The organism is Agrobacterium vitis (assembly GCF_037039395.1).
Taxonomy (GTDB): Bacteria; Pseudomonadota; Alphaproteobacteria; order Rhizobiales; family Rhizobiaceae; genus Allorhizobium; species Allorhizobium vitis_E.
On the sequence record NZ_CP146242.1, the window covers coordinates 1,772,514 to 1,799,197 of the forward strand.

Annotated in this window: 24 protein-coding genes and 1 pseudogene; 11 read left to right on the forward strand and 14 right to left on the reverse strand. The window is 55.1% G+C overall.

Annotated elements, in window-relative coordinates; all coding sequences use genetic code 11:
• Nucleotides 1-42: 42 nt before the first annotated feature.
• The gene (locus tag V6582_RS10950; protein ID WP_156631436.1) at nucleotides 43-1,338 is read right to left on the reverse strand and encodes a polyhydroxyalkanoate depolymerase; all 1,296 of its coding nucleotides are present in this window, start codon (nucleotides 1,336-1,338) and stop codon (nucleotides 43-45) included.
• A 416-nt stretch (nucleotides 1,339-1,754) separates the two neighbouring features.
• On the opposite strand from V6582_RS10950, the gene V6582_RS10955 reads away from it, so the two are divergent.
• Nucleotides 1,755-2,351, forward strand: a complete 597-nt coding sequence (locus tag V6582_RS10955; RefSeq protein WP_156631435.1) for a nitroreductase family protein — start codon at nucleotides 1,755-1,757, stop codon at nucleotides 2,349-2,351.
• Between the two features lie 173 nt (nucleotides 2,352-2,524).
• Here V6582_RS10955 and gyrB read toward each other — a convergent pair whose 3' ends face one another.
• The 5 genes from gyrB to V6582_RS10980 all read right to left on the reverse strand — a co-directional run bounded on the left by gyrB (nucleotide 2,525) and on the right by V6582_RS10980 (nucleotide 7,896).
• On the reverse strand, nucleotides 2,525-4,960 hold the full coding sequence (gene gyrB, locus V6582_RS10960) for a DNA topoisomerase (ATP-hydrolyzing) subunit B (RefSeq protein ID WP_012654510.1): 2,436 nt from the start codon (nucleotides 4,958-4,960) through the stop codon (nucleotides 2,525-2,527).
• Between the two features lie 125 nt (nucleotides 4,961-5,085).
• Nucleotides 5,086-5,481: a helix-turn-helix domain-containing protein gene (locus V6582_RS10965; RefSeq protein ID WP_060718833.1), complete on the reverse strand. Its 396-nt coding sequence runs from the start codon at nucleotides 5,479-5,481 to the stop codon at nucleotides 5,086-5,088.
• Nucleotides 5,478-6,056 carry a Smr/MutS family protein gene (locus tag V6582_RS10970; RefSeq protein WP_156631434.1) on the reverse strand — a complete coding sequence of 193 codons (579 nt, stop codon included), beginning with the start codon at nucleotides 6,054-6,056 and terminating at the stop codon, nucleotides 5,478-5,480. Before V6582_RS10970 ends, V6582_RS10965 begins: the two co-directional genes overlap by 4 nt.
• Entirely contained in the window at nucleotides 6,056-7,201 is a 1,146-nt protein-coding gene (gene mltA / locus V6582_RS10975; RefSeq protein ID WP_156631433.1) for a murein transglycosylase A, read from the reverse strand. Before mltA ends, V6582_RS10970 begins: the two co-directional genes overlap by 1 nt.
• On the reverse strand, nucleotides 7,198-7,896 hold the full coding sequence (locus V6582_RS10980) for a Tim44/TimA family putative adaptor protein (RefSeq protein ID WP_156631432.1): 699 nt from the start codon (nucleotides 7,894-7,896) through the stop codon (nucleotides 7,198-7,200). Before V6582_RS10980 ends, mltA begins: the two co-directional genes overlap by 4 nt.
• A gap of 121 nt (nucleotides 7,897-8,017) precedes the next feature.
• On the opposite strand from V6582_RS10980, the gene V6582_RS10985 reads away from it, so the two are divergent.
• On the forward strand, nucleotides 8,018-8,551 hold the full coding sequence (locus tag V6582_RS10985; protein WP_156631431.1) for an FxsA family protein: 534 nt from the start codon (nucleotides 8,018-8,020) through the stop codon (nucleotides 8,549-8,551).
• A 66-nt stretch (nucleotides 8,552-8,617) separates the two neighbouring features.
• Entirely contained in the window at nucleotides 8,618-9,079 is a 462-nt protein-coding gene (secB, locus tag V6582_RS10990) for a protein-export chaperone SecB (protein ID WP_012654504.1), read from the forward strand.
• Between the two features lie 82 nt (nucleotides 9,080-9,161).
• Here the strand turns inward: secB and dnaQ are convergent, their stop codons facing one another.
• The 5 genes from dnaQ to V6582_RS11015 all read right to left on the reverse strand — a co-directional run bounded on the left by dnaQ (nucleotide 9,162) and on the right by V6582_RS11015 (nucleotide 12,854).
• Nucleotides 9,162-9,872, reverse strand: a complete 711-nt coding sequence (gene dnaQ, locus V6582_RS10995; RefSeq protein WP_156554711.1) for a DNA polymerase III subunit epsilon — start codon at nucleotides 9,870-9,872, stop codon at nucleotides 9,162-9,164.
• Nucleotides 9,873-9,964: 92 nt separating this feature from the next.
• Nucleotides 9,965-10,552 carry a dephospho-CoA kinase gene (gene coaE, locus V6582_RS11000; RefSeq protein WP_156631430.1) on the reverse strand — a complete coding sequence of 196 codons (588 nt, stop codon included), beginning with the start codon at nucleotides 10,550-10,552 and terminating at the stop codon, nucleotides 9,965-9,967.
• Entirely contained in the window at nucleotides 10,549-11,409 is an 861-nt protein-coding gene (locus V6582_RS11005; protein ID WP_156631429.1) for a shikimate dehydrogenase, read from the reverse strand. Before V6582_RS11005 ends, coaE begins: the two co-directional genes overlap by 4 nt.
• Nucleotides 11,402-12,001 carry a Maf family nucleotide pyrophosphatase gene (locus V6582_RS11010; RefSeq protein WP_156631428.1) on the reverse strand — a complete coding sequence of 200 codons (600 nt, stop codon included), beginning with the start codon at nucleotides 11,999-12,001 and terminating at the stop codon, nucleotides 11,402-11,404. The genes V6582_RS11005 and V6582_RS11010 overlap by 8 nt, the downstream gene beginning before the upstream one ends.
• Nucleotides 12,002-12,032: 31 nt before the next feature.
• Entirely contained in the window at nucleotides 12,033-12,854 is an 822-nt protein-coding gene (locus V6582_RS11015) for a pyruvate, water dikinase regulatory protein (protein WP_070152521.1), read from the reverse strand.
• A gap of 400 nt (nucleotides 12,855-13,254) precedes the next feature.
• Between V6582_RS11015 and hemE the strand changes: the two genes are divergently transcribed.
• The 8 genes and pseudogenes from hemE (at nucleotide 13,255) to V6582_RS11055 (ending at nucleotide 22,095) form a co-directional block, all read left to right on the forward strand.
• The gene (hemE, locus tag V6582_RS11020; protein WP_420360172.1) at nucleotides 13,255-14,295 is read left to right on the forward strand and encodes a uroporphyrinogen decarboxylase; all 1,041 of its coding nucleotides are present in this window, start codon (nucleotides 13,255-13,257) and stop codon (nucleotides 14,293-14,295) included.
• Nucleotide 14,296: 1 nt separating this feature from the next.
• The gene (hemJ, locus tag V6582_RS11025) at nucleotides 14,297-14,836 is read left to right on the forward strand and encodes a protoporphyrinogen oxidase HemJ (RefSeq protein WP_156631427.1); all 540 of its coding nucleotides are present in this window, start codon (nucleotides 14,297-14,299) and stop codon (nucleotides 14,834-14,836) included.
• Nucleotides 14,837-15,031: 195 nt separating this feature from the next.
• A complete protein-coding gene (gene rho, locus V6582_RS11030) occupies nucleotides 15,032-16,297 on the forward strand; it encodes a transcription termination factor Rho (RefSeq protein ID WP_015917602.1) in 1,266 nt (421 codons plus the stop codon).
• A 150-nt stretch (nucleotides 16,298-16,447) separates the two neighbouring features.
• On the forward strand, nucleotides 16,448-17,758 hold the full coding sequence (gene mnmE, locus V6582_RS11035) for a tRNA uridine-5-carboxymethylaminomethyl(34) synthesis GTPase MnmE (protein WP_156631426.1): 1,311 nt from the start codon (nucleotides 16,448-16,450) through the stop codon (nucleotides 17,756-17,758).
• A 31-nt stretch (nucleotides 17,759-17,789) separates the two neighbouring features.
• Nucleotides 17,790-19,659 (forward strand): annotated as a pseudogene (gene mnmG, locus V6582_RS11040) (tRNA uridine-5-carboxymethylaminomethyl(34) synthesis enzyme MnmG).
• Nucleotides 19,660-19,663: 4 nt separating this feature from the next.
• A complete protein-coding gene (gene rsmG, locus V6582_RS11045; RefSeq protein WP_156631480.1) occupies nucleotides 19,664-20,299 on the forward strand; it encodes a 16S rRNA (guanine(527)-N(7))-methyltransferase RsmG in 636 nt (211 codons plus the stop codon).
• Nucleotides 20,300-20,317: 18 nt separating this feature from the next.
• On the forward strand, nucleotides 20,318-21,112 hold the full coding sequence (locus tag V6582_RS11050; RefSeq protein ID WP_015917598.1) for a ParA family protein: 795 nt from the start codon (nucleotides 20,318-20,320) through the stop codon (nucleotides 21,110-21,112).
• A 104-nt stretch (nucleotides 21,113-21,216) separates the two neighbouring features.
• The gene (locus V6582_RS11055; protein WP_156631425.1) at nucleotides 21,217-22,095 is read left to right on the forward strand and encodes a ParB/RepB/Spo0J family partition protein; all 879 of its coding nucleotides are present in this window, start codon (nucleotides 21,217-21,219) and stop codon (nucleotides 22,093-22,095) included.
• A gap of 94 nt (nucleotides 22,096-22,189) precedes the next feature.
• Here V6582_RS11055 and holA read toward each other — a convergent pair whose 3' ends face one another.
• The 3 genes from holA to leuS all read right to left on the reverse strand — a co-directional run bounded on the left by holA (nucleotide 22,190) and on the right by leuS (nucleotide 26,644).
• A complete protein-coding gene (gene holA, locus V6582_RS11060; protein WP_156631424.1) occupies nucleotides 22,190-23,230 on the reverse strand; it encodes a DNA polymerase III subunit delta in 1,041 nt (346 codons plus the stop codon).
• Nucleotides 23,231-23,499: 269 nt separating this feature from the next.
• Nucleotides 23,500-23,895, reverse strand: a complete 396-nt coding sequence (gene lptE, locus V6582_RS11065) for an LPS assembly lipoprotein LptE (RefSeq protein WP_234889644.1) — start codon at nucleotides 23,893-23,895, stop codon at nucleotides 23,500-23,502.
• Nucleotides 23,896-24,013: 118 nt separating this feature from the next.
• A complete protein-coding gene (gene leuS, locus V6582_RS11070) occupies nucleotides 24,014-26,644 on the reverse strand; it encodes a leucine--tRNA ligase (protein WP_156631422.1) in 2,631 nt (876 codons plus the stop codon).
• Nucleotides 26,645-26,684 lie beyond the last annotated feature (40 nt).

The window sequence follows — 26,684 nt, forward strand, 5'->3', positions numbered from 1 at the left end:
TTTGCTAAATCACTCGAAAAATTCGGGAAATTCGATTTCCCCTCAGGCTGATTTTCCACCCTTGATAACGCGCTTCACCATCGTTGCCGGCTTTGCTGCCGAGGACTGTTGATTGGAATGCTGCTTGGCAAAAGCAACGATGCGCGGCGCAATCTCGCGACGGAACCGAGACCCTGTGAAGACGCCATAATGGCCGACATCCGGCTGCATGTAATGCATACGCTTGTCATCGGCGAGATTGGTGCAGAGCGTTTGTGCCGCCTTTGTCTGGCCGACGCCGGAAATATCGTCGTTCTCGCCTTCGACCGTCAAAAGAGCCACATTGCGGATGGCGCCGCAATCGACCGGTTTGCCACGATGCATCAGCTCGCCCTTCGGCAGGGAATGCCGCATGAACACGGCTTCCACCGTTTGCAGATAGAACTCAGCCGTCAGGTCCATGACCGACAGATATTCATCATAGAATTCCCGGTGCTTTTCGGCGGAATCGCCGTTGTTCTTCACCAAATGCACATAGAAATCTTTCTGGGCAATCATATGCCGATCAAGATTCATCGACATGAATCCTGAAAGCTGAAGGAAGCCCGGATAGACGGGCCGCAGGAAGCCCGGCTGCGGCCAGGGAACGTTCATGATGACGTTTTCCTCAAACCATTCAATCGGCTTGTTCTTGGCCAGCTCATTAACGGCTGTCGGATTGATGCGCGTATCGATCGGGCCACCCATCAATGTCATGGAGGATGGCACGAATTCGTCGTTTTCCGCCTCCATCCGTGCCACGGCCGCCAGAACTGGAACGGAAGGCTGACAGACGGCAACAAGATTGGTGTTTGGGCCGAGATGATGCAGGATCTCGATCACGTAATCGACATAGTCATCGAAGTCGAAAGTTCCGTCCGTCATCGGCACCATGCGGGCATCGATCCAGTCGGTAATATAAACATCGGCACTCGGCAGCAATGCCTCGACCGTGCCGCGCAGCAAGGTGGCGTAATGGCCTGACATCGGCGCGACGATGAGGATTTTTGGGTCGTCACTCCGGGGCTGGGTCAGGCTCCGGTTGAAATGAATGAGATTGCAGAACGGCTTGGACCACGTGACTTCCTCGGTGATCTTCACGGGCGATCCGTCGATCACCGTGGTCGGAAGACCGAATTCGGGCTTGCCATAGCGCCGCGTGTTGCGCTCGATCACCTCGAAGCCTGCGGCCATCGTCCGGCCGATGACGGTGTGAGTAAGCGGGTTCAGCGGATTGCGGAAGGCCAGACGCATGGCATCTGCCGTGGCACGCAAAGGAGCCATGGCTGCGTGATTCATTTCATACAGTTGATAAAACATCGATGCGATCCGCCTCTTCCCTGTTGTCACTCATCCAAAGCTAAACTGGACCAGTCGAGCCAAGGTTCCGGCCGGAGTTCAAAGGGGTAAAGAAATTGCTTAGCTCCACCACTATCCAACCTTTGACCAGATAGTATGCACAGAAACCTTTATACTTCATAGATTTTATTGCGCGAATCCGCCCATGGGATTTCACACCTTGACAAAGGAGTGGTGGAGCTTTCCGGTGCGTTTCGGCCTTGGTTGTCACACCTTGCCGGTTGCGGCCACACACCCTATGTGCCGCGAAGAGGTTTGGTCAGGTGTTTCGCAACTGAGCCGTAAACTCAGCTAACGGTCTTGGGATAGTTCTTCTGAACGCAAATGCGGACCTGGGCCATCCTTGTTTCGAGACTTCCACATTTTGAGGTTTGATAATGACAAGCAGCAATCATCGTAACGCCACCCATGACATTCACCCGATCTTCCTCGATCGCTGGTCGCCCCGCGCCTTCACAGGCGAGACCATGAGCAAAACCGAATTGCTGACCATTCTTGAAGCGGCGCATTGGGCGCCGTCGGCTTTTAACTATCAGCCCTGGCGCTTCGTCTATGCCTTGAAGGGCGACGAACATTTCGATGCCCTGCTGGGCGCCTTGATCGAATTCAACCAAGGCTGGGCCAAGAATGCCTCCGCTCTGGTTTTCGTCATTTCCGATACGCTGAGCCGCTCTCCCGACGGCTCCGCGCCGAAGCCTTCGCGCAGCCACAGCTTCGATGCCGGTGCTGCCTGGGGTTATCTCGCACTTCAGGCTATTCATTCCGGCTTCCATGCGCATGGCATGACTGGTGTGGATTTCGACAAGGCCGCCAACGTGCTTGGTGTTCCCGCCGATTTCCATATCGAGGCCGCCGTTGCGATTGGCAAGCTGGGGGATAAATCGATCCTGCCGGAAGGTTTGCAGGCGAAGGAAGTGCCCAATGGCCGCAAACCGCTGGAAACCGTGGTTTTTGAGGGTAAATTCAAGGCGTGAACGGTTATTCGAAGGGTCATTGAAATGATCCTTCCTATTGCAGCCCTATTGCAGCGCTGTCCACCAAAAGGGATTGCGCGGTGTTGTAAGGCGGAATGTTTCACGTGAGTCACGAAAAAGGCCGTGCTTTTTTACAAAGCACGGCCTTTTTATTTTGCTATCTGTGGGGTCCGTCAAATGTCCAGATTGGCGACATTCAGGGCATTTTCCTGGATGAAATCGCGGCGCGGCTCCACCTCATCGCCCATAAGGCGAGAGAACAGGCTATCGGCATCGGTGGCGTCATTGACCCGGACCTGCAACAGCGAGCGTACATTCGGATCGAGCGTGGTTTCCCACAACTGCTCGGCATTCATCTCGCCAAGACCCTTATAGCGCTGCATGGACAGACCCTTGCGGCCGAAGGAGAACACGGCATCCAGCAGGTTGCGCGGACCGGAAATTGTCTGCTGACCATCCTTGCGGGTCAGGACCGGCGGCTGACCGTAGATATCGTTCAAACGAGTTGCGAGCTGGTCGATATGGCGTGCATCGGCTGAACCGATCAGTGCCACATCGAGCGCCGCTACTTCCTTGACACCACGTACCATGCGCTCGAAGCGCAGGCCGCCCTCTTCAGTCACGAAGCCTTCCCAGCCCCGTTCGGTTTCCTCGGCGATCAGGTCGAGACGCTTGGCAACTTCCGCCGCCGTCTGCTCGGCCCGTTCGCGATTGGCAGTCAGTTCATGATTCAATGCGCCGACAACGGCAGCCTGTTCCACGACATTGCGATTATAGCGGGAATGCAAGCCATCGATCAGGCTGCGCAGACGCAGCGCGTCCTGCACCACTTCGCGAAGATCCTGTCCGGCACGCACTTCGCCGCTGCCGAGCTTCAGCGAAGCATCGTCAAGGCCCATGCCGATCAGATATTCTTCCAGCGCCTTTTCATCCTTCAAATACTGAATGGATTTGCCGCGTGTGACCTTATAGAGCGGCGGCTGGGCGATATAGAGGTGGCCACGCTCGATCAGTTCCGGCATCTGCCGGAAGAAGAAGGTCAGAAGCAATGTGCGAATATGAGCCCCGTCAACGTCAGCATCGGTCATGATGATGATCTTGTGATAGCGCAGCTTGTCGGCATTGAACTCGTCCTTGCCGATCGACGTGCCAAGCGCGGTGATCAGCGTGCCGATTTCCTGGCTGGACAACATCTTGTCAAAGCGGGCGCGTTCCACATTGAGGATCTTACCGCGCAGGGGCAGGATCGCCTGACGCTCACGCGAGCGACCTTGCTTGGCCGAGCCACCAGCCGAGTCACCCTCGACGAGGAAGAGTTCGGATTTGGCCGGATCACGCTCGGAGCAGTCGGCAAGCTTGCCGGGCAGCGAGGCAATATCCAGCGCGCCTTTGCGGCGGGTGAGTTCGCGCGCCTTGCGGGCGGCTTCGCGGGCGACGGCAGCTTCCACCACCTTGCCTACCAGGATCTTCGCTTCGGTCGGATGCTCCTCGAACCAGGTGCTGAGCGCTTCGTTGACCAAGCTTTCAACCACGGGCCGGACTTCCGACGAAACCAGCTTGTCCTTGGTCTGCGACGAGAACTTCGGATCGGGCACTTTGACGGACAAAACAGCCGACAAGCCTTCACGGCAGTCTTCGCCCTGAAGTGTGACCTTTTCCTTCTTTGTGATACCGGAACTGTCGGCATAAGACGTGATCTGGCGGGTCAGCGCACCGCGGAACCCGGCCATATGCGTGCCGCCATCGCGCTGGGGAATGTTGTTGGTGAAGCACAGCACGTTTTCGTGATAGCTGTCGTTCCACCACATCGCCACTTCGACGGTAATGCCATCCTTCTCGCCACGAATGGCGACAGGGTTGCTGACCAGCGGCTTTTTCGAACGGTCGAGATAGCGCACGAAAGCTTCGAGGCCGCCGTCATATAGCATTTCTTCCTGGCGGATATCGGACTTGCGTTTGTCGGTCAGCAGAATGCGGACGCCGGAATTGAGGAAGGCGAGCTCGCGCAGGCGATGCTCCAGCGTTCCATAATCAAATTCGACCTGGGTAAAGGTTTCCGTGCTGGGCAGAAAGGTGATTTCCGTGCCGGAGCGGCCTTGATAATCGCCAGTCACGGCCAGAGGCGCATCGGCAACGCCGTGGGTAAAGCTCATTTCATGAACCTTGCCATGGCGGCGGATCTTCATGGAAAGCTTGACGGACAGCGCATTGACGACAGAGACGCCAACGCCGTGCAGACCGCCGGAGACCTTGTAGGAATTCTGGTCGAACTTACCGCCGGCATGAAGCTGGGTCATGATGACTTCGGCTGCCGAAATGCCTTCGCCGGTATGGATGTCAGTGGGAATGCCGCGTCCGTTGTCGGTCACGGTCACTGAGCCATCTGCGTTCAGCGTCACCGTGACGATATCGGCATGACCGGCAAGTGCCTCGTCAATGGCGTTGTCGACAACTTCATAGACCATATGATGCAGGCCGGACCCGTCGTCCGTATCACCGATATACATGCCGGGACGTTTGCGGACAGCATCGAGGCCTTTCAGCACCTTGATGGAGTCAGCACCATAGGCAGTGCTGGCGGCATTTGCTTCATCGGTTGTTTCAGTCATTCAGCGATCTTTCCAGTGTCATAAGCAATATGCGTGGCCGCGACAAAAATTATGGCGAATCACACACGTTGGCACTTTCCGACTATAGGGATTTTGCGGCGACTTCCAAATCGCAGCCATGAAATTCAGCAGGCTTCCACGGGATTTCCAGGGTTTTGACGGTCCCGCTCGCTTCTGCTCAGGAGTGCGTTGAGATCTTCTATCACATCGGGCGACAAGGTGCGAATCATCCCTGCAAGCCGGTTGGCAAAAGCGGTATGGGCAGCAGGCAGACCAGCGGTATCCAGCGTCACCCGAGGATGGGAAAGGCCCGCTACGGCAAACAGGTCATCGGCCTCATCCCAGATGATGTTGAAATAGCCGGCAATGCGTTGCAAGAGGTCAAAGCTCGGCTTGCCGCGCCGTCCGTGCTCGAGCGCCGAAAGATAGGCTGGCGTCACGCCAATCGCCTTGGCCATGTCCTTCTGGCTCACGCCCTTGCGCTCACGAAGTCCACGCACCGCATCGCCGAAGGGGGTCATTGTCCATCCCCGCCCAATCGTTCCCCGCCCCGGCGCGCCAAGCGGACGTAAAGCGCACCTTCTCCACCGTGATGATGAGCTGCTGGCTCATGGGAAGAAATCAAGTAACGGAATTCCGGCTTGGAAAACCACAGCGGCACCGCCCGTTTCAGGGCGCCTTCGCTGCCCATCGAACTGCCCTTGCCGGTGATGATCAAGACGTGACGAAGTCCACGCTCATGGGCGCGCACCAGAAACTCCAACAGGATCGCATGGGCCTCGCTCTGGAACAGTCCGTGCAGGTCAATGCGGGCTTCCAGCTTGAGCTTGCCACGCGACAGCTTGCGCTTGACAGGACGCTCCAGTGGATGGTGGAGGCCGGACGGCTTCTTCGGTTCAGGCTTTGCGGCAGAACTTTCGAGCGAGGCACGCATGGCTGCAAGGCCGGGTTCCAGAACTTTGGACGCTTCCAATTCAGATAAGGCGTCTTCAAAGGCGGTCAACTCTTCCAGACGACCGGCCATGGGTCGGGTGGTGCGTGCCACCTTGCCCCACAAAATCCGATCTTCCGTACTGATCCTGTCCCTGCCCGCCATCAACCAAACCTCGACTCGACCCTTTTAGCGGCCTGTTTCGGGATCAGGATATAGAAATCCGCGTCGTTGCGCACCGCCCCGGCGAGATTTCCTGCTTCATCGCCAGAGCCGGTGAAGATGTCGCCGCGCGCCGGTCCGACAATCGCCGAGCCCGTGTCGAGCGCCAGCATCAACCGCGCAAAAGGCTTGCCGCTATCAAAACCCGTCGGATCTTGGGACGTCAGGGTTTGGGAATGAATGAAAAACGGAAAGCCGAATGTATGGATCGTTCGGTCCACCGCCAGGGATCGTCCCGCCACCAGCGGCACTTTCGCCGCCGCGATCGGACCGCGTGACAGGTCACCAACCTCGGCTTCTCGAAAAAAGATATAGGAGCGATTGTGCCACAAGACCTCATCGACCTGGTCGGGATGAGACGCCAGCCAGGCGCGGATCGCGTGCATCGACATCGCCTCGGGAGGAATTTCACCCCGCTTCAGCAGCAGCCCGCCAATGCCGGAAAAAGGATGGCCCGCCTTGGCAGCATAGGTAATCCGTCCAACCCGCCCGTCGGCATAACGCAATCGCGCTGCACCCTGGACATGGACGAAAAACACATCGACTTTCGATTTGGCCCAGGCAATTTCCAGCCCGCGTCCCTGTAGAAAGCCCTGGTCGATGGCCTGACGATCCGGATAACAGGTTATGCCGGACTCGCTCTTGCGTGCGAACACATAGGAGGGATCAATATTTTCAGGCCGGCTCTGATCATCAAGATCGATCAAATCGTCAGGTCGGCGGTAAAAGGGAAAGCGGTAGAGATCGTCGGGATGATCGGAAACCTCGATATCGGGCTCATAAAAAGCCGTAACGAAACCCGCCCTGCCATCCGTGCGCGCTATACGAAAAACCTGGCATTCGTCTTCTAGCAGGTGCCGCAATGCGTCGCCGTCTGCTCGTGGTAAAGCCGCTGCCTTTTCAAGCAGCGGTATCAGGTCCTGCGAGGTCAATCCCAATTGGCCGGGCCGGTAAGGCTTGACCGTGGTCAGATAATCCAGGCAATCGACCACGGCCGGCAAAAGCGCCGAGGGATCGTCAGCGTCCCAACCGGGGAGTCGGTCGAAGCCAACACGCTCCAACCGAAACTTTGTCGCTTCACCGCTCATTGGTCGGATTCGGTGGCGATCAGCTTCCAGTTCGGATCGCGTGAGCGCGTATCGCGGGCAAATGTCCAGATATCGTTGACATCGCCAACCGATTCAGCGTCACCCTCGATCACCGCGCCTTGGCTGTCATAGGTCGCGGAAATCAACTGGCTGACCAGCCGCACGGTGATCTGGACTTCCTGGCCACGGACTTCGGCGCCGGTGATTTCCGCCTTGTCGATACCGACAAAAGTCGACTTCATCACTTCGCCGCGCTGTTCGCGCTCGGTAATCGCCGCATCGAAACCCTCATAGACCTCACGCGACAGCAGATCCTTCAAGCTCTTCCTGTCGCCAGCCGCGAAGGCCGTGACAATCATCTCGTAAGCCATACGAGCGCCATTGAGGAATTCCTTCGGCACAAAGCTCGGATCAACCTCCACGACCTGGCGCAATTGCTGGTTCAGCGGGGTGCCAGCTGGGGCGTAGGCGTCGATTGCCGTCTGGCGTTCCTCGCCATCGGCCTCATCGCGGCGGGGTAAAGTCACGACCCGCGCATCTTCCGCTGCTGGAGATGTCGCGTCCGGACGTCCGGCGAAAGGATCTTTCGGTGGCTTTTCATTGCCAGTGCGACGTCCCAATACGCTGCGCAGCTGCCAGAAAATCAGGACCGCAGCCACCAGAAAGAAGAGAGTCACAAAATCATTAGAACCCATTGCCACCGCACCGCTGTTTAATTTGAAGCTTTCACACTCCATATAGTCTGCCTGGATGCTGCATTCAAATAGCCGACGCCACTTCTTTAGGTTCTCACGATAATCGTTTAAAGGAAACCAAATGCGACTGACTGCCCTTTTCCTGTTGCTACTGCCTTTGATGAAGATCGCCGGCTTTGTCCTGGTCGGACAATGGCTGGGTGTTCTGCCGACACTGGCGCTGGTGATCGGCTCCAGTCTGTTCGGCCTGCTGGTGCTCAGGAGCCAGGGGATCAGTCTTGCCCAGCGCCTGCGTCGTCCGCGTCCAAACGACCCCGAACGAGCGGCCAAAGGCGTACTGAGCGGCACAGCACAGATGTTTGGCGGACTATTGCTGATATTGCCAGGCTTCATCACCGATATTCTTGGCCTGCTGCTCCTGGTGCCAATGGTGCGCTCTGCGCTTTGGAAGATCATCAGCCCAAGACTTGTCTTCGTGCAGCGCGGCGGGCGGGGACCTGGCTGGCAACAGGGGCCAGGCGGGCCGTCATCATCAGGACCAGGTCCAGCAAAAGCGGAGGACATCATCGATCTCGATGAAAAGGAATATCAAAGGCACAATCCAAACGGCTCCTCGCGCTGGACCCGGTTGCCAGGGGATGACGGCAAGGGGTGAAAGGCTTGTAAGGCCCACCTTGAAATGATAGATGGCCTCGAACCATAAAAGCCTTGAGGAACCCCAATGGCCAATGAAAACAGCAATGGGGCGGAAAGCCCGTCCCTGAATATCCTTGCACAATATATCAAGGATCTGTCCTTCGAAAATCCGGGTGCGCCGCGCTCGCTCCAGGCCCGGGACAAGGCCCCTTCGATCAATATCAATGTCAATGTCAACGCCAACCCGCTGTCGGACAATGATTTCGACGTGGTCCTGTCGCTGACCGCCGAAGCGCGCGACGACGACAAAGTGGTTTTTGCAGCCGAGCTGGTCTATGGCGGCGTCTTCCGCATCACCGGTTTCCCGCAGGAGCATATGCTGCCGGTGTTGTTCATCGAATGCCCGCGCCTGCTCTTCCCGTTTGCGCGCCAGATCATCGCCGATGCAACGCGCAATGGCGGTTTCCCCCCACTGATGATCGACCCGATCGATTTTGCACAGATGTTTGCCCAGCGCTTTGCCGAGGAACAGGGTCGGGTCAACTGATCCTTGCGCCATGCCGCTCTTTAACCTTAAAAAAAGCCCGGTCGATCCGGGCTTTTTTTATACCAAATAACTACGGCTACTGTTATTCGCCTTGATTGTAATGCGCCCAGATCGCCTTCTGGCCGAGCCGCTTGACGAGAGCTGCGTGGCGCTCCTGTTCGGCCTCGGTTAGTCGCGGTGCCAGTGTTTTCGGACGGGCGGCAATTTCCACCGTCACATTGCTATCCTGAGTGCGGGATCGCTTGTCGCTGTTTCCCGACTGCTCAAGACCGAAGGTCGCCTGGCGACCTCCCAGCATTTCGATATAAACTTCAGCCAGAAGTTCGGAGTCGAGCAAGGCGCCATGCTTGGTACGATGAGAATTGTCGATACCATAGCGTCGGCAAAGCGCATCGAGCGAGTTTGGGCCCATCGGGTGTTTGCGCCGCGCCAGAGACAGGGTATCGACGACATGCTCCGGCCCGACCGGCGGGCGACCCAACCGCTCGAACTCGGCATTGATAAATCCCATGTCGAATGTGGCATTATGCGCCACCCATTTCGCCCCGTCGAAAAACGCCACCAGATCCTCGACGATATCGGCGAAGACCGGCTTATCCTTCAGAAACTCAGGTGTAATGCCGTGAACCGCCAAGGCATCTGGGTGAATGGCCCGGTCGGCAGGGTTGATATAGACATGAAAACTGCGGCCGGTCGGGAAATGATTGAACAATTCGATGCCACCGATTTCAATCACCCGGTCCAGTTTGCTTTCCAGTCCGGTGGTTTCCGTATCGAAAACGATTTCCCGCATTATTGCTCCGTCACTTGATTTTGTGTTTAGCTTTGGCCGATGGCTATTCCAGACGCCACGCCATTTTCCAAGAAAACTCTGGTGGTTTGATGTCAGGTTTCCCCACGTAGGGTGGAAACGATGGCTTTTACCTGAGTTTGTGCCACCTTAAGGCCTTGTCCGGTGTCAATCACGAAATCGGCGCGGGCGCGCTTTTCAGCATCCGGCATCTGCCGCGACAGAACCAGTGCCAGCTTTTCTTCGCTCCAGCCCGGTCGCGCCAGCACCCTACGCCTTTGCGTATCGGCATCGCAACTGACGACAACGACCTTATCAAGCCGTTTTTCTCCGCCGGTTTCAAACAGCAGCGGAATATCGAAAACAACCAGATCGGCGCCCGCCAATTCCTGATCTTCCAGGAAATCCTGTTGTTTGTCGCGCACAAGCGGGTGAACGATCGCCTCCAATTCTTTAAGCTTACCCGGATTCTGAGCCAGAGTCCGACTGAGAACCTCCCGATCCACGACTTCAGAAACAACCGCTTCGGGAAAAATAGCGCCAATCGGAGCGACCGCATCGCCCCGGTACAAGTCATGCACGGCGGCATCGGCATCATAGACCGGCACACCTTCCTGACGAAAAAAATCTGCCGTCGTTGTCTTGCCCATGCCAATCGAGCCGGTCAGACCGATGCGTATCATGGCTGCTTCTCCAGATCGGCAATCAACAACTGGCGCAAATCATCCGTCACCTGGGGCCGGACGCCAAACCATTTTTCAAATCCCGGTACGGCCTGATGCAAAAGCATGCCAAGACCATCCACCGTGGCAAAGCCCGCCGCCCTCGCTTGCCGCAACAGGCCGGTTTCCAGCGGCGTATAGACGATATCCGTTACCAAAGCGCCGGGAGACAGCCTCTCCCAGTCAATCTGTGGAACATCTTCGCCATTCATGCCGAGAGACGTGGTGTTGACCAAGAGGTCCGCGCCCTGCAAAACCTCCTGCAACTCATCTCTCCCATGCGCATGGACGGCAACGCCAAAATGATCCGCCAGATCCTGGGCTCGTGCCAGGGTCCGATTGACAACATGGATATGCTGCAATCCTCGATCCAATAGTCCCTGGATGATCGCCCGACTGGCACCACCCGCCCCCAACACGACGGCCTTGCGCGCCTTATCCCAGCCAGCATGCCCCTGATCAAGATTGGCCAGAAAACCGTAAACATCGGTATTGGTGGCGTGAATAAGCCCATTTTCAAGCCAAAGCGTATTGGCAGCCCCAAGCTGCCTTGCCACCTCGTCGGGGACATCAGCGATCTGAAAGGCGGCCTCTTTATGCGGGATGGTAATGTTGCCACCCCGATAGCGGGTCTTGCCTGTTTTCAGTTTGGCGAAGAAATCCGCGATATCTGCCGGGTCGATCTCCAGTTTCTCATAGCCACCCGCCAGACCGTGCTGCTGAAGCCAATAGCTATGGATAATAGGCGAACGGGAATGCTTGATTGGGTAGCCGGCAACAAAGGCGCCCGTCAGAAATGTTTCACGTGAATCATGCATGCACAATATCCAATTCGCGCAGTTTCTCCATCAGAGGCAAAAGCGGCACGCCGACGATGGTAAAATAGTCCCCGACGATATCCGAAAACAACTGCACGCCCAAGCCTTCGATCTGATAGCCACCAACGCTTTTCAGGATCGCCTCGCCTACCCGTTCAAGATAATCGTCCAGAAACGTCTCACTGAACATCCGCATGGTCATCCGGGCCTGTGAGACATGCCGCCAGATCACCTCACCCTGTTTCGCCAGCGCCAGCGCGCTATAAAGCACATGAGTTTCACCCCGCAGGCTGAGCAATTGGTCACGAGCAGAGAGGAGATCCTTTGGCTTGTGATAGATCCGTTCGCCCAGAGCCAAAACCTGATCGCCACCGATCACAAAACCATCCGGCGCCTGCCGGCTCACGGCCAAAGCCTTTTCGCAGGCCAGCACCTGTGACAACTCCGGTGGCGACACATGCTGATGCTCGGCCCGACCTTCGATTTCGCGCTCATCGATATCGGGCGCCATGGCAGTGAACCGCAAACCAGCCTGTTCCAGCAGGTGCCGGCGGAAAGGGCTGGTCGATGCAAGAATAACGGGAATTGTCATGATTGCCTCAACTTTAAAAAACCATCCGGCATTAGCGCGGCTTGGCACGCAGCGCAATGATTGCCGCCGCTGTCTCTTCAATTGATCGCCTCGTCACATCGATCACCGGCCAATTGTGACGGGCACACAGGGAACGAGCATATTTCAATTCTTCTGCAATGCTGGCCCTGTCCGTATAATCGCTCGGATCAAAACCGCTAACCGTTCCCAATTCACGATGGCCGCGAACTTGTGAAATCCGGTCGGATGTCGCGATCAATCCAACAATCAATGGACCTTTTGCGCCGAGCAGCGCTTCGGGCAACGGCGCATTAGGCACGATAGGAATATTGGCGGTCTTGATGCCGCGATTGGCGAGATAGATGCTGGTCGGGGTTTTGGACGTCCGACTGATCCCGACCAGAACGACATCGGCCTGATCGTAATCCTCGGCCATCTGACCGTCATCATGATCCATGGTGTAATTCAGCGCTTCGATACGCGCAAAATAATCGGCATTCATCACATGCTGGGCGCCGACGCGCCGACGGGCCAGCGGCCCAAGGTAGGTCTGAAACGTCCCGATAATAGGCTCAAGCACGTTAACGCTGGGTACGCCAATCTCGATACAGCGCCGGTCGATGAAGTCCGCAAGTTCCGGATCGACGATGGTGTAAAGAACGATACCGGGTTCCTTATCGATCGATTGGAGTACGGCATCGGCCTGCCGGCGGTTCCGCACCAAGGGATAGACATGCTCAATCGGATTGGAATGCTGAAACTGAACCGCTGCCGCCCGTCCGGCCGAGATCAGGGTTTCTCCTGTTGAGTCAGAAATCAGGTGCAGATGAAAGAAGTTTTTTCTGTTCTCCACGCTATCCTGACCCTGCTGTTGATAGACCTGTAGAAATCGGCCTCACTTTCCCCCTGGCTTTTCGCCCTGGGGATATCAGCCGGTTTTTCCACAGCACTAACCCGTTCAGCGTCATTTTCACAGGCCCTGTGCATAAGGTGGCTGATTTTTATCTGTTCAGCCGAGATCCCCAATCCATCCACAGGCCGATCTCCTCTTTACGCTATCCTTATCATTCTGATTTTAATTGGTTTTTTTTGATATCTCGGTACAATTATCCAAATTGCTCCCAACCCACTCCCCGCCGCACGTACTCGCGCCTTAAAACATCGTTAATCTGTGCATTGTCTTTAACCCTTGCTACTCACAGACTCTTAGAAATAGAAAAAAGAAAGATCTCTCTTTTTATAATTTGAAAGGCATGACTTTGAGCGCTGAAAACCGTAAAGTCCTGAAAGTGCTTGAAGGCCAAAGCCTTTCACCACCGCCAATCTGGCTGATGCGTCAGGCTGGCCGCTATCTTCCCGAATATCGTCAAACGCGGGCGCAGGCGGGAAGTTTCCTCGATCTCTGTTATTCACCGGAACTGGCGACGGAAGTGACGCTCCAGCCCATCCGTCGTTACGCATTCGATGCTGCCATTCTGTTTTCTGACATTCTCGTCATCCCCGATGCCTTGAATCGAAACGTCACCTTCACCGAAGGCAAAGGCCCTGAAATGACGCCGATCACCGCCGATGAGATTCTGGCTTTACCGGAACAATCGGTTTTCCCGCATCTGAACCCGGTGATCGAAACAGTGTCCCGATTGCGCCAGACATTGCCGGATGAAACCACCCTGCTTGGATTTTGCGGTGCCCCCTGGACGGTGGCAACCTATATGATCGCTGGCCACGGCACCCCGGATCAGGCCCCGGCCCGGCTGTTCGCCTATCGTCATCGCCAGGCTTTCCTGCAGCTTCTGGATTACCTCGCCGATCTTTCTGCCGAATATTTGCAGGCCCAGATCGATGCTGGTGCAGATGCCGTGCAAATCTTCGATTCCTGGGCTGGGGTTCTGGGCGAAGAGGAGTTTGCGGATTTTTGCGTCAAACCAGTCAAACGGATCATCGACAAACTCCGTCTCAGCCGTCCCGATGCGAAAATCATCAGTTTTGCGAAAGGGGCTGGAACGCTGCTGAAGGATTACCGTAGGCAGACCGGAGCCGATGCAATTGGACTGGATTGGAGTGTGCCTCTGTCTTTTGCCGCCGAGTTGCAAAAAGACGGACCTGTTCAGGGTAATCTCGATCCGATGCTGGCCATTGCCGGTGGCCAAGCAATGCGCGATGGCATAGACAGGATACTCGATCGGCTTGGCGCCGGTCCGTTGATCTTCAATCTGGGCCATGGCATCACCCCGCAAGCCGATCCGGAAACGGTACGAGAGCTCGTGCAGCATGTCAGGCAAAAGGTGCAATGAAATGAATGGCAGGCAAAGCGGTGAAACGGCGGGTAAGACCGCACGCTTGCGGGCCTTGGTGGCTCTCGCCATTTTTTGCCTGATCGCGATTGCCTTGTTTTGGGCCGGTCCCGATCAATCCTATCTCTGGATAAAGGCCTTGCATGTCATCGCGATCATCTCCTGGATGGCAGGCCTGCTCTATATGCCGCGGCTTCTGATCTACCATTTTGATGCACCGAAGGGATCACTCCAGGCCGAGACATTTGCGGTTATGGAGCGTCGCCTGATGAATGTGATCATGCGCCCGGCCATGGCTCTGTCCTGGATTCTGGGTCTCTACCTCGCCTGGTCGGTGTTCGGATTCCAGGGTGGATGGCTGCATGCAAAACTGACTGCGGTTGTTTGTCTCACCCTCGCTAACGAATATCTGGGCATGGCCGCCAAATCCTTTGCCAAAGGCGAATATCTGAAAACCCCGGGATTTTGGCGGGCTTTCAATGAAATTCCGACAGTCTTGATGATCGTGATTGTCATTCTGGTCATTGTAAAACCCTTCTAAACCTGGGTTCTCACTGACAAGCTGACCGAAATGTGAATGAAATTTCCGCCGCCTCTTGCGGCGCGCCCTATGAATCGCTATTTTCCCGCTACCCCTCTTCATGGCATGCATTTCTCGTATTCGCCGGTCTCGCTGGCAGAACCGAATTTATCCCCCGCACGCCTTCCCCAACAGTTTTAAATTATGGTCCCCTTCATGGCTGAAATGAAGCTACAAGAACTCAAGAGCAAATCGCCAACCGATCTGCTGGCCTTTGCGGAATCGCTTGAGGTCGAAAATGCCAGCACGATGCGCAAACAGGAATTGATGTTTGCCATTTTGAAAATGCTGGCCAGCCAGGATGTCGAGATCATTGGTGAAGGCGTTGTCGAAGTCCTGCAGGATGGTTTCGGTTTCATGCGCTCGGCCAACGCCAACTATTTGCCGGGTCCGGACGACATTTATATTTCGCCATCGCAGATCCGGCGGTTCTCGCTGAAGACCGGTGATACCGTTGAAGGTCCGATCCGCGGACCCAAGGAAGGCGAGCGCTATTTCGCGCTGCTGAAAGTCAATACGATCAATTTCGAGGATCCGGAAAAGATCCGCCACAAGGTTCACTTCGATAACCTGACCCCGCTTTACCCGAATGAGCGGTTCAAGATGGAACTGGAGATCCCAACCTCCAAGGATCTTTCTTCGCGGGTCATCGATCTGGTTGCGCCGCTTGGCAAAGGCCAGCGCGGTTTGATCGTCGCGCCACCAAGGACAGGTAAAACCGTCCTCCTCCAGAATATTGCGCATTCCATTACCGCCAACCATCCGGAATGCTATCTGATCGTTCTTCTGATCGATGAGCGTCCTGAAGAAGTGACGGATATGCAGCGTTCCGTCCGGGGCGAAGTCGTTTCCTCGACCTTTGACGAGCCAGCAGTGCGCCACGTCCAGGTCGCCGAAATGGTGATTGAAAAGGCCAAGCGTCTGGTGGAGCACGGTCGTGACGTTGTCATCCTGCTCGATTCCATTACTCGCCTTGGCCGCGCCTATAACACCGTTGTTCCGTCTTCTGGCAAGGTCCTGACGGGTGGTGTTGATGCCAACGCGCTGCAACGCCCCAAGCGCTTCTTCGGTGCAGCGCGTAATATCGAAGAAGGCGGATCGCTGACGATTATTGCAACGGCATTGATCGATACTGGCAGCCGTATGGACGAAGTGATCTTTGAAGAGTTCAAGGGCACCGGCAATTCCGAAATCGTGCTTGACCGCAAGGTCGCCGACAAGCGTATCTTCCCGTCTATGGATATTCTGAAATCCGGAACGCGCAAAGAAGACCTGCTTGTGCCGCGTCAGGATCTTCAGAAGATCTTTGTTCTTCGCCGGATTCTCGCTCCAATGGGAACAACCGATGCAATCGAATTCCTGATCGACAAATTGAAACAGACCAAGACCAATGGCGATTTCTTCGAGTCGATGAATACCTGATCGCTATCGCGTTCTTAAGCCGGATTCATAGTTACAACCTCCGACCGAAAGGTCGGGGGTTTTGCATTTGAGGCACACTGTTGATCATGAAGGTTTTGACGTGCATCCGGGCACAGGACAGGTATCGCGCTTAAGGAGTGAGTTCAAGCAATGGCAGACGATACTATTTTTGCCCTCTCGACCGGATCGCTTCCGAGCGGTGTAGCCGTCATTCGGTTATCGGGTAAGGATGTCCAAGCCGTTTTAACAGAAATCTGTGCGGTGGTTCCTGAGCCTCGCCAGGCAACGTTACGGTCGATTCGGAACCGTGATGGACTGGTGATAGATCGGGGATTGGTGCTTTTCTTCTCCGGCCCCTCCTCGTTCACGGGTGAGGATTGTGGGGAATTGCATGTGCATGGAAGCCGCGCCGTGGTGAGCGCCTTGCTCTCGACGCTGGCCTCATTTTCCGGTTGCCGGCTTGCAGAGCCAGGAGAATTTTCGAGACGGGCTTTCGAAAATGGCAAGCTGGATTTGGTCGAAATTGAAGGCTTGGCTGATCTGCTGGCAGCGGAAACAGAAATGCAGCGGCGTCAAGCAATAGCCCAAGCCAGCGGTAACGCTACTGGCATCTATGAGAGTTGGCGTGAAAAATTGATCTATGGCCGTGCGATGATCGAGGCCGAGTTGGATTTTGCCGATGAAGGCGACATTCCCGGATCGGTGTCTGATCAAGTATGGGATAGCGTTAGGCAACTCCGCACGCAGATTTCCGCAGCTATTGCCGACGACCGGCGAGGTGAAATCATTCGTGATGGATTTAATGTGGTGATTGCTGGGCCTCCTAATGCTGGTAAGTCGAGCCTCATCAATGCGCTTGCCGGTCGGGACATAGCGATTGTGACCCATTATGCCGGGACGACGCGGGACATTCTACAATGTGATATAGACCTTGAAGGATATGTCGTTCGCTTGTATGACACCGCCGGTATTCGAGAGACTGAAGAGGTCATCGAACAGGAAGGTATACGGCGGGCATTGCGCAAGGTCGAAGAAGCCGATCTGGTTTTGTTGCTTGATGACATTTCATCTCCAGGCCAAACAATCAATATTGTTTCGGTTCCGGTTATCACCATCGGAACAAAAATTGATCTTCTGAAGGCGAGTAAAGAGACAGATCGAGATCTCGTCATTTCAACTTACGTTCCTGATGATGTGGATAGGGTTCGAAGCGTCATTCTCGATTCGATTCGGAAACGGTTTGGTCAGACTGAATCAGTGATCCCAAGTCGCTTACGGCATATTGAATGCTTGCGAGATGCACTTTCTTTCATTGATGAAGCTTTGAATGGCCTACTGAATTTGGAAATTAGAGCGGACTTTCTGCGTTTGGCAAGTGATGCGCTCGGTCGCTTGGTTGGACGTATCGATACCGAAACGCTTTTGGGTAAAATCTTTTCGGAATTTTGCGTCGGAAAATGATTCACGTGAAACATTGGTGGTCGAGATGAAAATGATGCCGCGGCGATATGATGTGATTGTGATTGGCGGCGGGCATGCCGGCAGCGAAGCGGCCTATGCGAGTGCGCGGCTTGGTGCGAAAACCTGCCTTGTGACGCATCGACGCGATACGATCGGTGTGATGTCTTGTAATCCGGCTATTGGTGGTCTGGGCAAAGGGCATCTTGTCCGGGAGATTGATGCCCTGGGCGGGCTCATGGGCAGGTGCGCCGATGCCGCAGGTATTCAGTTCCGGTTGCTTAACCGGAAAAAAGGCCCGGCTGTGCGAGGGCCGAGAACTCAGGCTGATCGTAAGCTTTACCGACAAGCAGTACAGAATTTTCTTTTTAATCATCCACAGTCTCGAGATCATTGAAGGGGATGTGTTCGATCTTGATGTTGAAAATGACACGGTTAAAGGGGTCATTTTGGCAGACGGGCAAAATCTGTCCAGCGCGTCGGTGATATTGACCTCCGGTACTTTTTTGCGAGGTCTGATCCATATTGGACAAACAAAAATTCCGGCTGGGCGCGTGGGGGAAGCCCCATCCCTTGGTTTGAGCGCGACATTAGGGCGATTGGGGTTGAAACTGGGTCGGTTGAAAACCGGAACACCAGCCAGGTTGGATGGCCGAACCATCAATTGGTCCCAGCTCGAAATGCAGGCGGCTGATGAGCAACCTGTTCCATTTTCCTTCATGACCGACCGTATTACCAATCCGCAGATCGAATGTGGAATCACCCGCACCACCGCCGCAACCCATAAAATCATTCGAGATAACATTCATCTCTCCGCCATGTATTCTGGGCAGATCGAAGGGGTCGGTCCACGCTACTGTCCTTCAATTGAGGATAAGATCAGTCGGTTTGGAGACCGCGATGGCCATCAGGTTTTCCTGGAACCGGAGGGCCTGGATGACCATACGGTCTATCCAAATGGAATATCGACTTCTTTGCCGGAGTCCGTGCAGAGAGAGTTCATGCGAACCCTACCCGGCTTGGAAGATGTGACGATTCTCCAGAGCGCTTATGCAATCGAATATGACCACATAGATCCGCGTGAATTGTCGGCAAGCCTCGAGTTGAAAAGGCTGAATGGTCTTTATCTCGCTGGGCAAATCAATGGAACCACTGGTTACGAAGAGGCCGCAGCACAAGGCATGGTGGCAGGATTGAATGCCGCTCGGGCGGCAGGTGGCCAGGATGCGGTTCATTTCAGCCGGGCTCAATCGTATATTGGGGTAATGATTGATGATTTGATCAGCCATGGCGTGACTGAGCCCTACAGGATGTTTACCTCCCGTGCCGAGTTTCGCTTGTCGCTTCGGGCAGATAATGCCGATATGCGTTTGACGCCTGTTGGTATCTCGCTTGGATGTATCGCGTCAGATCAAGAGACACGGTTTAATCACTACAAGCATCAGATTGATGACACGATCGATATGCTTGAGATGAGAAAACTAACACCCAATGAGGCCGTTGCCGTTGGCATTCCTGTTAATCAGGATGGGCGGCGACGCACTGCCCTAGAGCTATTGGCTTATCCCGATATTTCGATTGCTGATCTCTCCAGGCTGTGGCCTGAACTTTCTGCTCTGGATAGTAAGGTCGCTGAGGCTGTTGAAATTCATGCGACCTATGCTGTTTATATGGATCGCCAAAATGCCGATATCGCCGCAACCAAACGAGATGAAGATAGGTTGATTCCAAAGGATTTCGATTATGCTTCTCTATCGGGCCTATCCAACGAGCTGAAACAGAAACTGGAAAAGACCCGCCCTGAAAATCTCTCTCAGGCTGCCAAGGTTGAGGGCATGACCCCTGCGGCTATTTCTTTGCTTATTGCTCTCTTGAACAAAGGTGTGTTGCGACATGTCGGTTGATGCAATGTCCGCGAGTCTCTTTCAGCGGCTTACCGGCCTACGTGTTTCACGTGAAACATACGAAAAACTGGACCATTTCGTCGATTTGTTTGGAAAGTGGTCCAAGGTCATCAACCTTGTTGCCAACTCCACGAAAGATCAGGTCTGGCATCGACATGTCGTTGATAGCGCGCAGTTGTTTAAACTTCGCCCGAACCCTCAGCACTGGATTGACTTGGGAAGCGGTGGCGGATTTCCAGGTGTTATTACTGCGATTTTATTGTCGGAAACGAGTGACGGCTGGGTTGATTTGGTCGAGAGCAATAACAAAAAAGCTGCTTTCCTCCGCACGGCTCTGATGGAAACCGGTGCCCGAGGCAGGGTTCATTCCGTGCGAATCGAAGAGGCACATAAAAGTCTGTTGGATTGCGATTTAATTTCGGCACGAGCGCTTGCGGATCTCGATCTGCTTTTCTCTTATGCGTCTCCTTGGGCCGAAAAAAACAAAGATCTTAATTTTCTCCTGCATAAAGGCCGGGATTATCAGCTGGAAGTTAACAATGCGCGTGACCGATGGACGTTTGATCTGGTAATACATCCTAGCGTGCTTGAAGCCGACTCTGTCATCCTGGAAGTGAGCGGGCTTGCACGATCAAAGTAAGATCAGTCAGGTGACCTCATGCCCTACGAGAAGAACCGGATCATAACCATTGCCAATCAAAAAGGCGGTGTCGGCAAGACCACGACCGCTATTAATCTTGCAACCGCATTGGCTGCAATTGGCGAAAGAGTGCTGATTGTCGATCTCGATCCTCAAGGCAATGCAAGCACGGGTTTAGGAATTGACCGCCGTGACCGCAAATTGTCCTCCTATGATTTATTGATTGGAAGCCATAGCGTTTCCGAAACGGTTATCGATACTGCGGTGCCTAATCTGTCGATAGTACCCTCAACCCTCGATTTGTTGGGACTTGAGATGGAAATTGCCCAGAAAGCGGATCGCGTATTTCGCTTGAAAGCTGCCTTGCAGTCGCAAGATGGCCTGGCCTATTCTTATGTGCTGGTCGATTGCCCTCCGTCTTTTAATTTGCTGACGATGAACGCCATGGCTGCGGCGCATTCTATTCTGGTGCCGCTCCAATGTGAGTTTTTTGCACTGGAAGGTCTTAGCCAGTTGCTTGAAACGATTGGTCAGGTCAGGCGCAACGTTAATCCCACCTTGGATATTCAGGGTATTGTGCTGACAATGTTCGATTCGCGGAACAATCTTGCCCAACAGGTGGTGACAGACGTCCGCAGCCATTTGGGCGAAAAAGTTTATCACACGCTCATTCCGCGCAATGTAAGGGTCTCGGAAGCGCCGTCCTATGGCAAGCCGGCTATTCTTTACGACCTGAAATGTGCAGGCAGCCAGGCTTATCTGCAATTGGCGTCAGAAGTTATCCAGAGGGAGCGGCAACGTCGCGCGGCTTAGGTCGACCGTCTTGCGCCTATGGGTGTGGTTCTGACGATTTGAATGGTGTTGACGTGGCGAGTAAAAGCCTACTCCAGCGTGAAGAGTGAACGAAGAGGTTCGTGATGAACGACGATATTTCGAAACGGCGTCTTGGTCGTGGTTTGGCCGCCTTGATTGGCGAGATGGATCAACCCGTTCCTGTCGATGAGAGCAGAGCCGTGGTCTCTGCCGACCGGATGGTGCCGATTGAGTTTGTGTCCCGTAATCCACGCAATCCTCGTCGTTACTTTGACGAAACAGTTCTTCAGGAGCTGGCTGGCTCCATTCGCCAGCACGGCATTGTGCAACCGGTCGTGGTGCGAACGATTGGGACAGGCCGTTATGAGATCATTGCTGGCGAACGGCGCTGGCGTGCAGCCCAGTTGGCGGGACTGGTAGAAATTCCCGTTATCGTTCGCGATGTGGATGACCGCACCGCTCTGGAATTGGCAATTGTCGAAAACGTTCAACGTGCCGATCTCAATCCGCTCGAAGAGGCGATGGGCTATGAGCAACTGATTGCAGAACATGGATATACCCAAAATGATCTCGGCGAGATCATCGGCAAGAGCCGAAGCCACGTGGCCAACAGTTTGCGGCTATTGAAGCTACCTGATCCCGTTCGCGATATGCTGGCCGATGGTTCTCTGTCAGCAGGTCATGCTCGGGCTTTGGTCTCGACATCCGATCCGAATAGCTTGGCGCGCCAGATCGTGACCAAGGGCATGTCGGTCCGAGATGCTGAACGTCTGGCGCAAAACGATATCAAGGGCCAAGGCCAGCCAAAGCCACATGTAGTGCCTGCAAAGGATTCAGATACGGTTGCATTGGAGAGAAGCCTGTCGGACCGTTTGGGATTGGATGTATCGATCAATCACAAAGGTGGCGGTGGCCAGCTTCGAATCAATTACAAAACTCTAGAGCAACTTGAGGAAATTTGCCGGTTGCTTGAGTCGCGCTAGTCTCAGCGTGCGTTTTTGCGCGGCTTTGGCGCAAGCCGCGAACGATCTTCTTTGAAGATTTATTGACCTTGAGAAGACCAATAGGAGTAAGCCGTTAGCGGCTTCTCCGGGCCGATTGCAGGGTAATGGCCAGCAGTGTTTGAAGCGACAGACTGTCTTCCAATGATGGCTGACGTCTGCTGGCGAGAATGGCCGCCTGTAATCGCCGCATCTCGACCGCAAGGGCCTCGGACGGCCAATTCTTTAGAGATTTTTCGAAGAGTGACTTGCGCTTGAAATGGATCTGGCGGCCAAGCGTTTGCATGACTTGGCCAGCCTGCTGACGCTTTTCGTCCATTTCACTTCGCATAATGTCCAACAACTGAAACTGCCTAAGGCAACCCTGCAGAACCAGGAACATCGGGGTTTTCGAGGTGGCGATTTTCTGGACGGCATGCAAAAGGGCATCGGCATTACCGGCAAGCACGGCATCCACCGCCTCATCGGTCGAAACAGCGCTGGCATCGCCGATAATCTGTTCAACATGGGTTTCGTCCACCAGATCGTCATGCAGACAATAGAGCAGCAGCTTGGATATCTCATTGCGAGAGGCCCGACGGTCACCGCCTAGACTCTCACTGAGCAGGGAGCGAGCCGCAGGCGTCAGTCTTTTTCCAGCAGCGCTGAATTCCGCGTCAATCAAGGCATTGATGGCGCGTGCATCGTCCTGATAGCAGGGAATAACCGCGATATTGCGGGCTGGTTCGGCTATTTTGCGGGTCGCTGATCCCTTTTTGAGATCCCCAGCCTCAAGGATGAGACAACTGGATTCTGGCGGATCCTTGGCAAGAATTTGCAGCCCATCCACCACGCTTTTTTCATTGGCGACACCACGGATCCAGACAAGCCTGTCGCCGCCGAATAGGCCAAGAGCATTCATTTCATCCAATAGTTTTCCCGGATCGCTCTGCAGGTCGCTGCTATCCAGCCGAATGACCGAGAAGGGATCGTCCAGCGCAACCCCAGTCGATTTCGCGAGGGCTGCGGCGCGTTCCGCGACAAGGCCGACATCCGGGCCATAGACCAGGAACATCTTGTAGTGACGGACCGATTTTTGCAGAAAGCCATCGAATTCGTGTGACTTGACTTCAACCATGGGCTTCAAGTCTCTTCGCTTGACCGTCAATCAGACAGGCCGTGCAGCAATTTTGAAGTGCGACAGCAAAGACGTTTGATTAAACGCCGAAGCTGTAAAGTTTGTCAGGGAAAAGCATAACCTGTTTTCCACACAGACAAGCGAATTGAAGGATCTATAGGTTGTCTTGTTCAATTTGATCTCAACAACCTATAGCGTGGTGCCATTGCGATTTCAGGCACATCCTATCAAAGATACTGTGTTCTCCGCGCTGGCAGAGCCCGCATTTATTATTTGCGAGCCAGGATGCTGGCCAAATCGGCAGAGATCAGCTCGGCCAATTCCCGCGCAGCTCGATTTTCAGCATCTCTTACAGCGCGAAGCTTGGCAAATTCCTGGGTCGGAAAATCAACCAGCGCGACGGACTGACGATGGGCGATACGCATGACTGAGAGGTCGCTTGCCTTCTTCAGTGTATAATCAGCGCTGACCGTCACACGGCCCGCTGTTGCGCGGTCGGTTTTTTCGTTGATCAGGACTTCTGTCGTGTCAGTTTGAACGACAAGCGTTAAAAAGTATTCGGGATGCGCTGCTTCACCCTGTCCGCCGGCCGCAAGGAAGATCAAGCGGTTGCGAACCTCTTGTCCAACTCTGGTCGTTGCTGGTGAAAAGCCTATGGAGGCCATCAATTTACGGGTGCCCAGGGCTTCGCCGTAGAGCGGCCGGACCTGGCAGCCCGCGAGGGCGCCAAGCAGGCCAACGGACGCGGCGAGAACCGCGCGACGGGATAAATTTACGCGTGAATCAGACGACAATGTTCACAATCCTCTGCGGAACCACAATGATCTTCTTAGGCGTCTGCCCTTGAAGAGCGGCTTTGACGGCATCCAGATCGAGCACCGCTTGGCTGACGGCATTCTGATCCGCATCGCGACCGATTGTCAATTCGGCCTTCTTCTTCCCGTTGATCTGCACCGGCATGACCACTTCGTTTTCAGCCACCAATTCAGCGTCGAAAACCGGCCAGTCCGCTTGGGCGACAAGCCCCGAATGCCCCAGCACCGCCCAGCATTCTTCTGCCAGGTGCGGCATCATCGGAGCGATGATCTGGATCAGTATTTCCGTGGCATTGCGCACCGCAGCGACGAAGCCGGCATCTGCATTTCCGGATGCCACCTGTGTCAGCGGGGCTGCCAAAGCATTGAGAAACTCGTAAATCCGCGCAACGGCCTTGTTGAAGGCCAGTTTGTCCAGATCTGCGCCGACAGCCTGCAAGGTCTTGTGGGCAACCTGGGAAACCGCCCTGCCCGCACCATCCTTAGCCGGAGTCGATGCGGAGGTTCTCAGCACGTCGGCAGCCTCGGAAATCAGCCTCCAAAGCCGCTGGACGAAGCGATGCGACCCCTCGATACCCGCTTCCGACCAGATCACGTCGCGATCCGGTGGTGAATCAGACAGAACGAAAAAGCGCGCTGTATCGGCGCCGTAGGAGCCTAGAATATCGTCGGGGTCGATGACGTTCTTTTTCGACTTCGACATTTTTTCGACGGAGCCGATCGTCACTTCCTCGCCGGAGGACAGGAGGAAGGCGCGGCGCGTGCCATCGACATCCTCGACGCGGATATCGGCAGGCGCCACCCATTGACCGTTGGCACCGTTACCGAGACGGTAGGTCTCGTGGACGACCATGCCTTGGGTGAACAGGCCCTTGAAGGGCTCGCTCGCCTCCACATGGCCGGTTTCGCACATGGCGCGGGTGAAGAAGCGGGAATAGAGCAAATGCAGGATCGCGTGCTCGATGCCGCCGATATATTGATCGACTGGCAGCCAGCGATTGGCCACGGCCGGATTGGTCGGCGTGTCTTCCCACGGTGCGGTGAAGCGGGTGTAATACCAGCTGGAATCGACGAAAGTGTCCATCGTATCCGTTTCACGACGGGCGGGCTTGCCGCAGCAAGGGCAGGAGACGTTGCGCCAGGTTGGGTGGCGGTCCAGCGGGTTGCCAGGCACGTCAAAGGTGACGTCATCCGGCAGTTTGACCGGCAGATCCTGTTTCGGAACCGGAACAACCCCGCAGTCTTCACAGTGAATAACCGGGATCGGGCAGCCCCAATAGCGCTGACGTGACACGCCCCAGTCGCGCAGGCGGAAATTCACCCGGCGCTCGGCAACCGGCGCACCGTGTAGATCGGCAGCGCAGAGCTTTGTGGCAACAGCATCGAACGCCTCGGTGGTGGTCATACCATCGAGAAAGCGGGAATTGATCATCACGCCGTCGCCGTCATAGGCGGTGTCGCCGACGGTAAAGCTTGCGGCGTCACCATCTTTCGGCATGACCACCGGCACGACCGGCAAACCGTATTTGCGGGCGAAATCCAGATCGCGTTGGTCGCCGGACGGGCAGGCGAAGATCGCGCCGGTGCCATAGTCCATCAGCACGAAATTGGCGATATAGACGGGCAATTCCCAGCTGGGATCAAGCGGATGTCTGACCTTGATTCCCGTGTCCAAGCCCTTTTTCTCGGCGGTTTCCAGCGCAGCCAGCGAGGTCCCTGCCCTGCGGCATTCGTCGCAGAAGGCAGCAATGTCGCTGGATGTGTCTGAAAGTGCCTTAGCCAGCGGATGATCGGCGGCAATCGCCAGGAAGCTGGCGCCGAACAGCGTATCAGGACGGGTCGTATAGACCTGCACGTCGGCAAAGCCCTGCGGGCCGGTACCAGCGGCGATCTCCCAGCGAATGGCCAGGCCTTCAGAGCGACCGATCCAGTTCTTCTGCATCAGCCGCACTTTTTCCGGCCATTGATCCAGCGTATCCAGCGCGTCCAGCAGATCCTGGGCGAAATCGGTGATCTTAAAGAACCATTGGGTCAGTTCGCGTTGTTCGACCAGCGCGCCCGAGCGCCAGCCGCGGCCATCGATCACTTGTTCATTGGCCAGCACCGTCTGGTCGACCGGGTCCCAGTTGACCTTGGATTGCTTGCGATAGACCAGGTCCTTTTCCATCATGTCGAGGAAGAGATATTGCTGGCGGTGGTAATATTCGACATCGCAGGTGGCGAATTCACGCGACCAGTCCAGCGACAGGCCCATGGATTTCAGCTGGGTGCGCATCGCTGCGATGTTCTGATAGGTCCAGTCCTTGGGATGAACCTTGTTCTGCATGGCAGCGTTTTCAGCTGGCATGCCGAAAGCGTCCCAACCCATCGGATGCAGGACGTTATAGCCGCGCGCGCGCTTGTAGCGGGCCACGACATCGCCCATGGCATAATTGCGCACATGGCCGATATGAATGCGACCGGACGGGTAGGGGAACATCTCAAGTACGTAGTATTTTTCGCGGCTGTCATCGTTATCGGTTTCGAAGATTTTCGCCTCAGACCATTTTTCCTGCCAACGAGGTTCCGCATCGCGCGGATTGTAACGTTCTGTACTCATGGGATGCTACGTCCGGATTGCTTGAAAATTTGGGTGGACC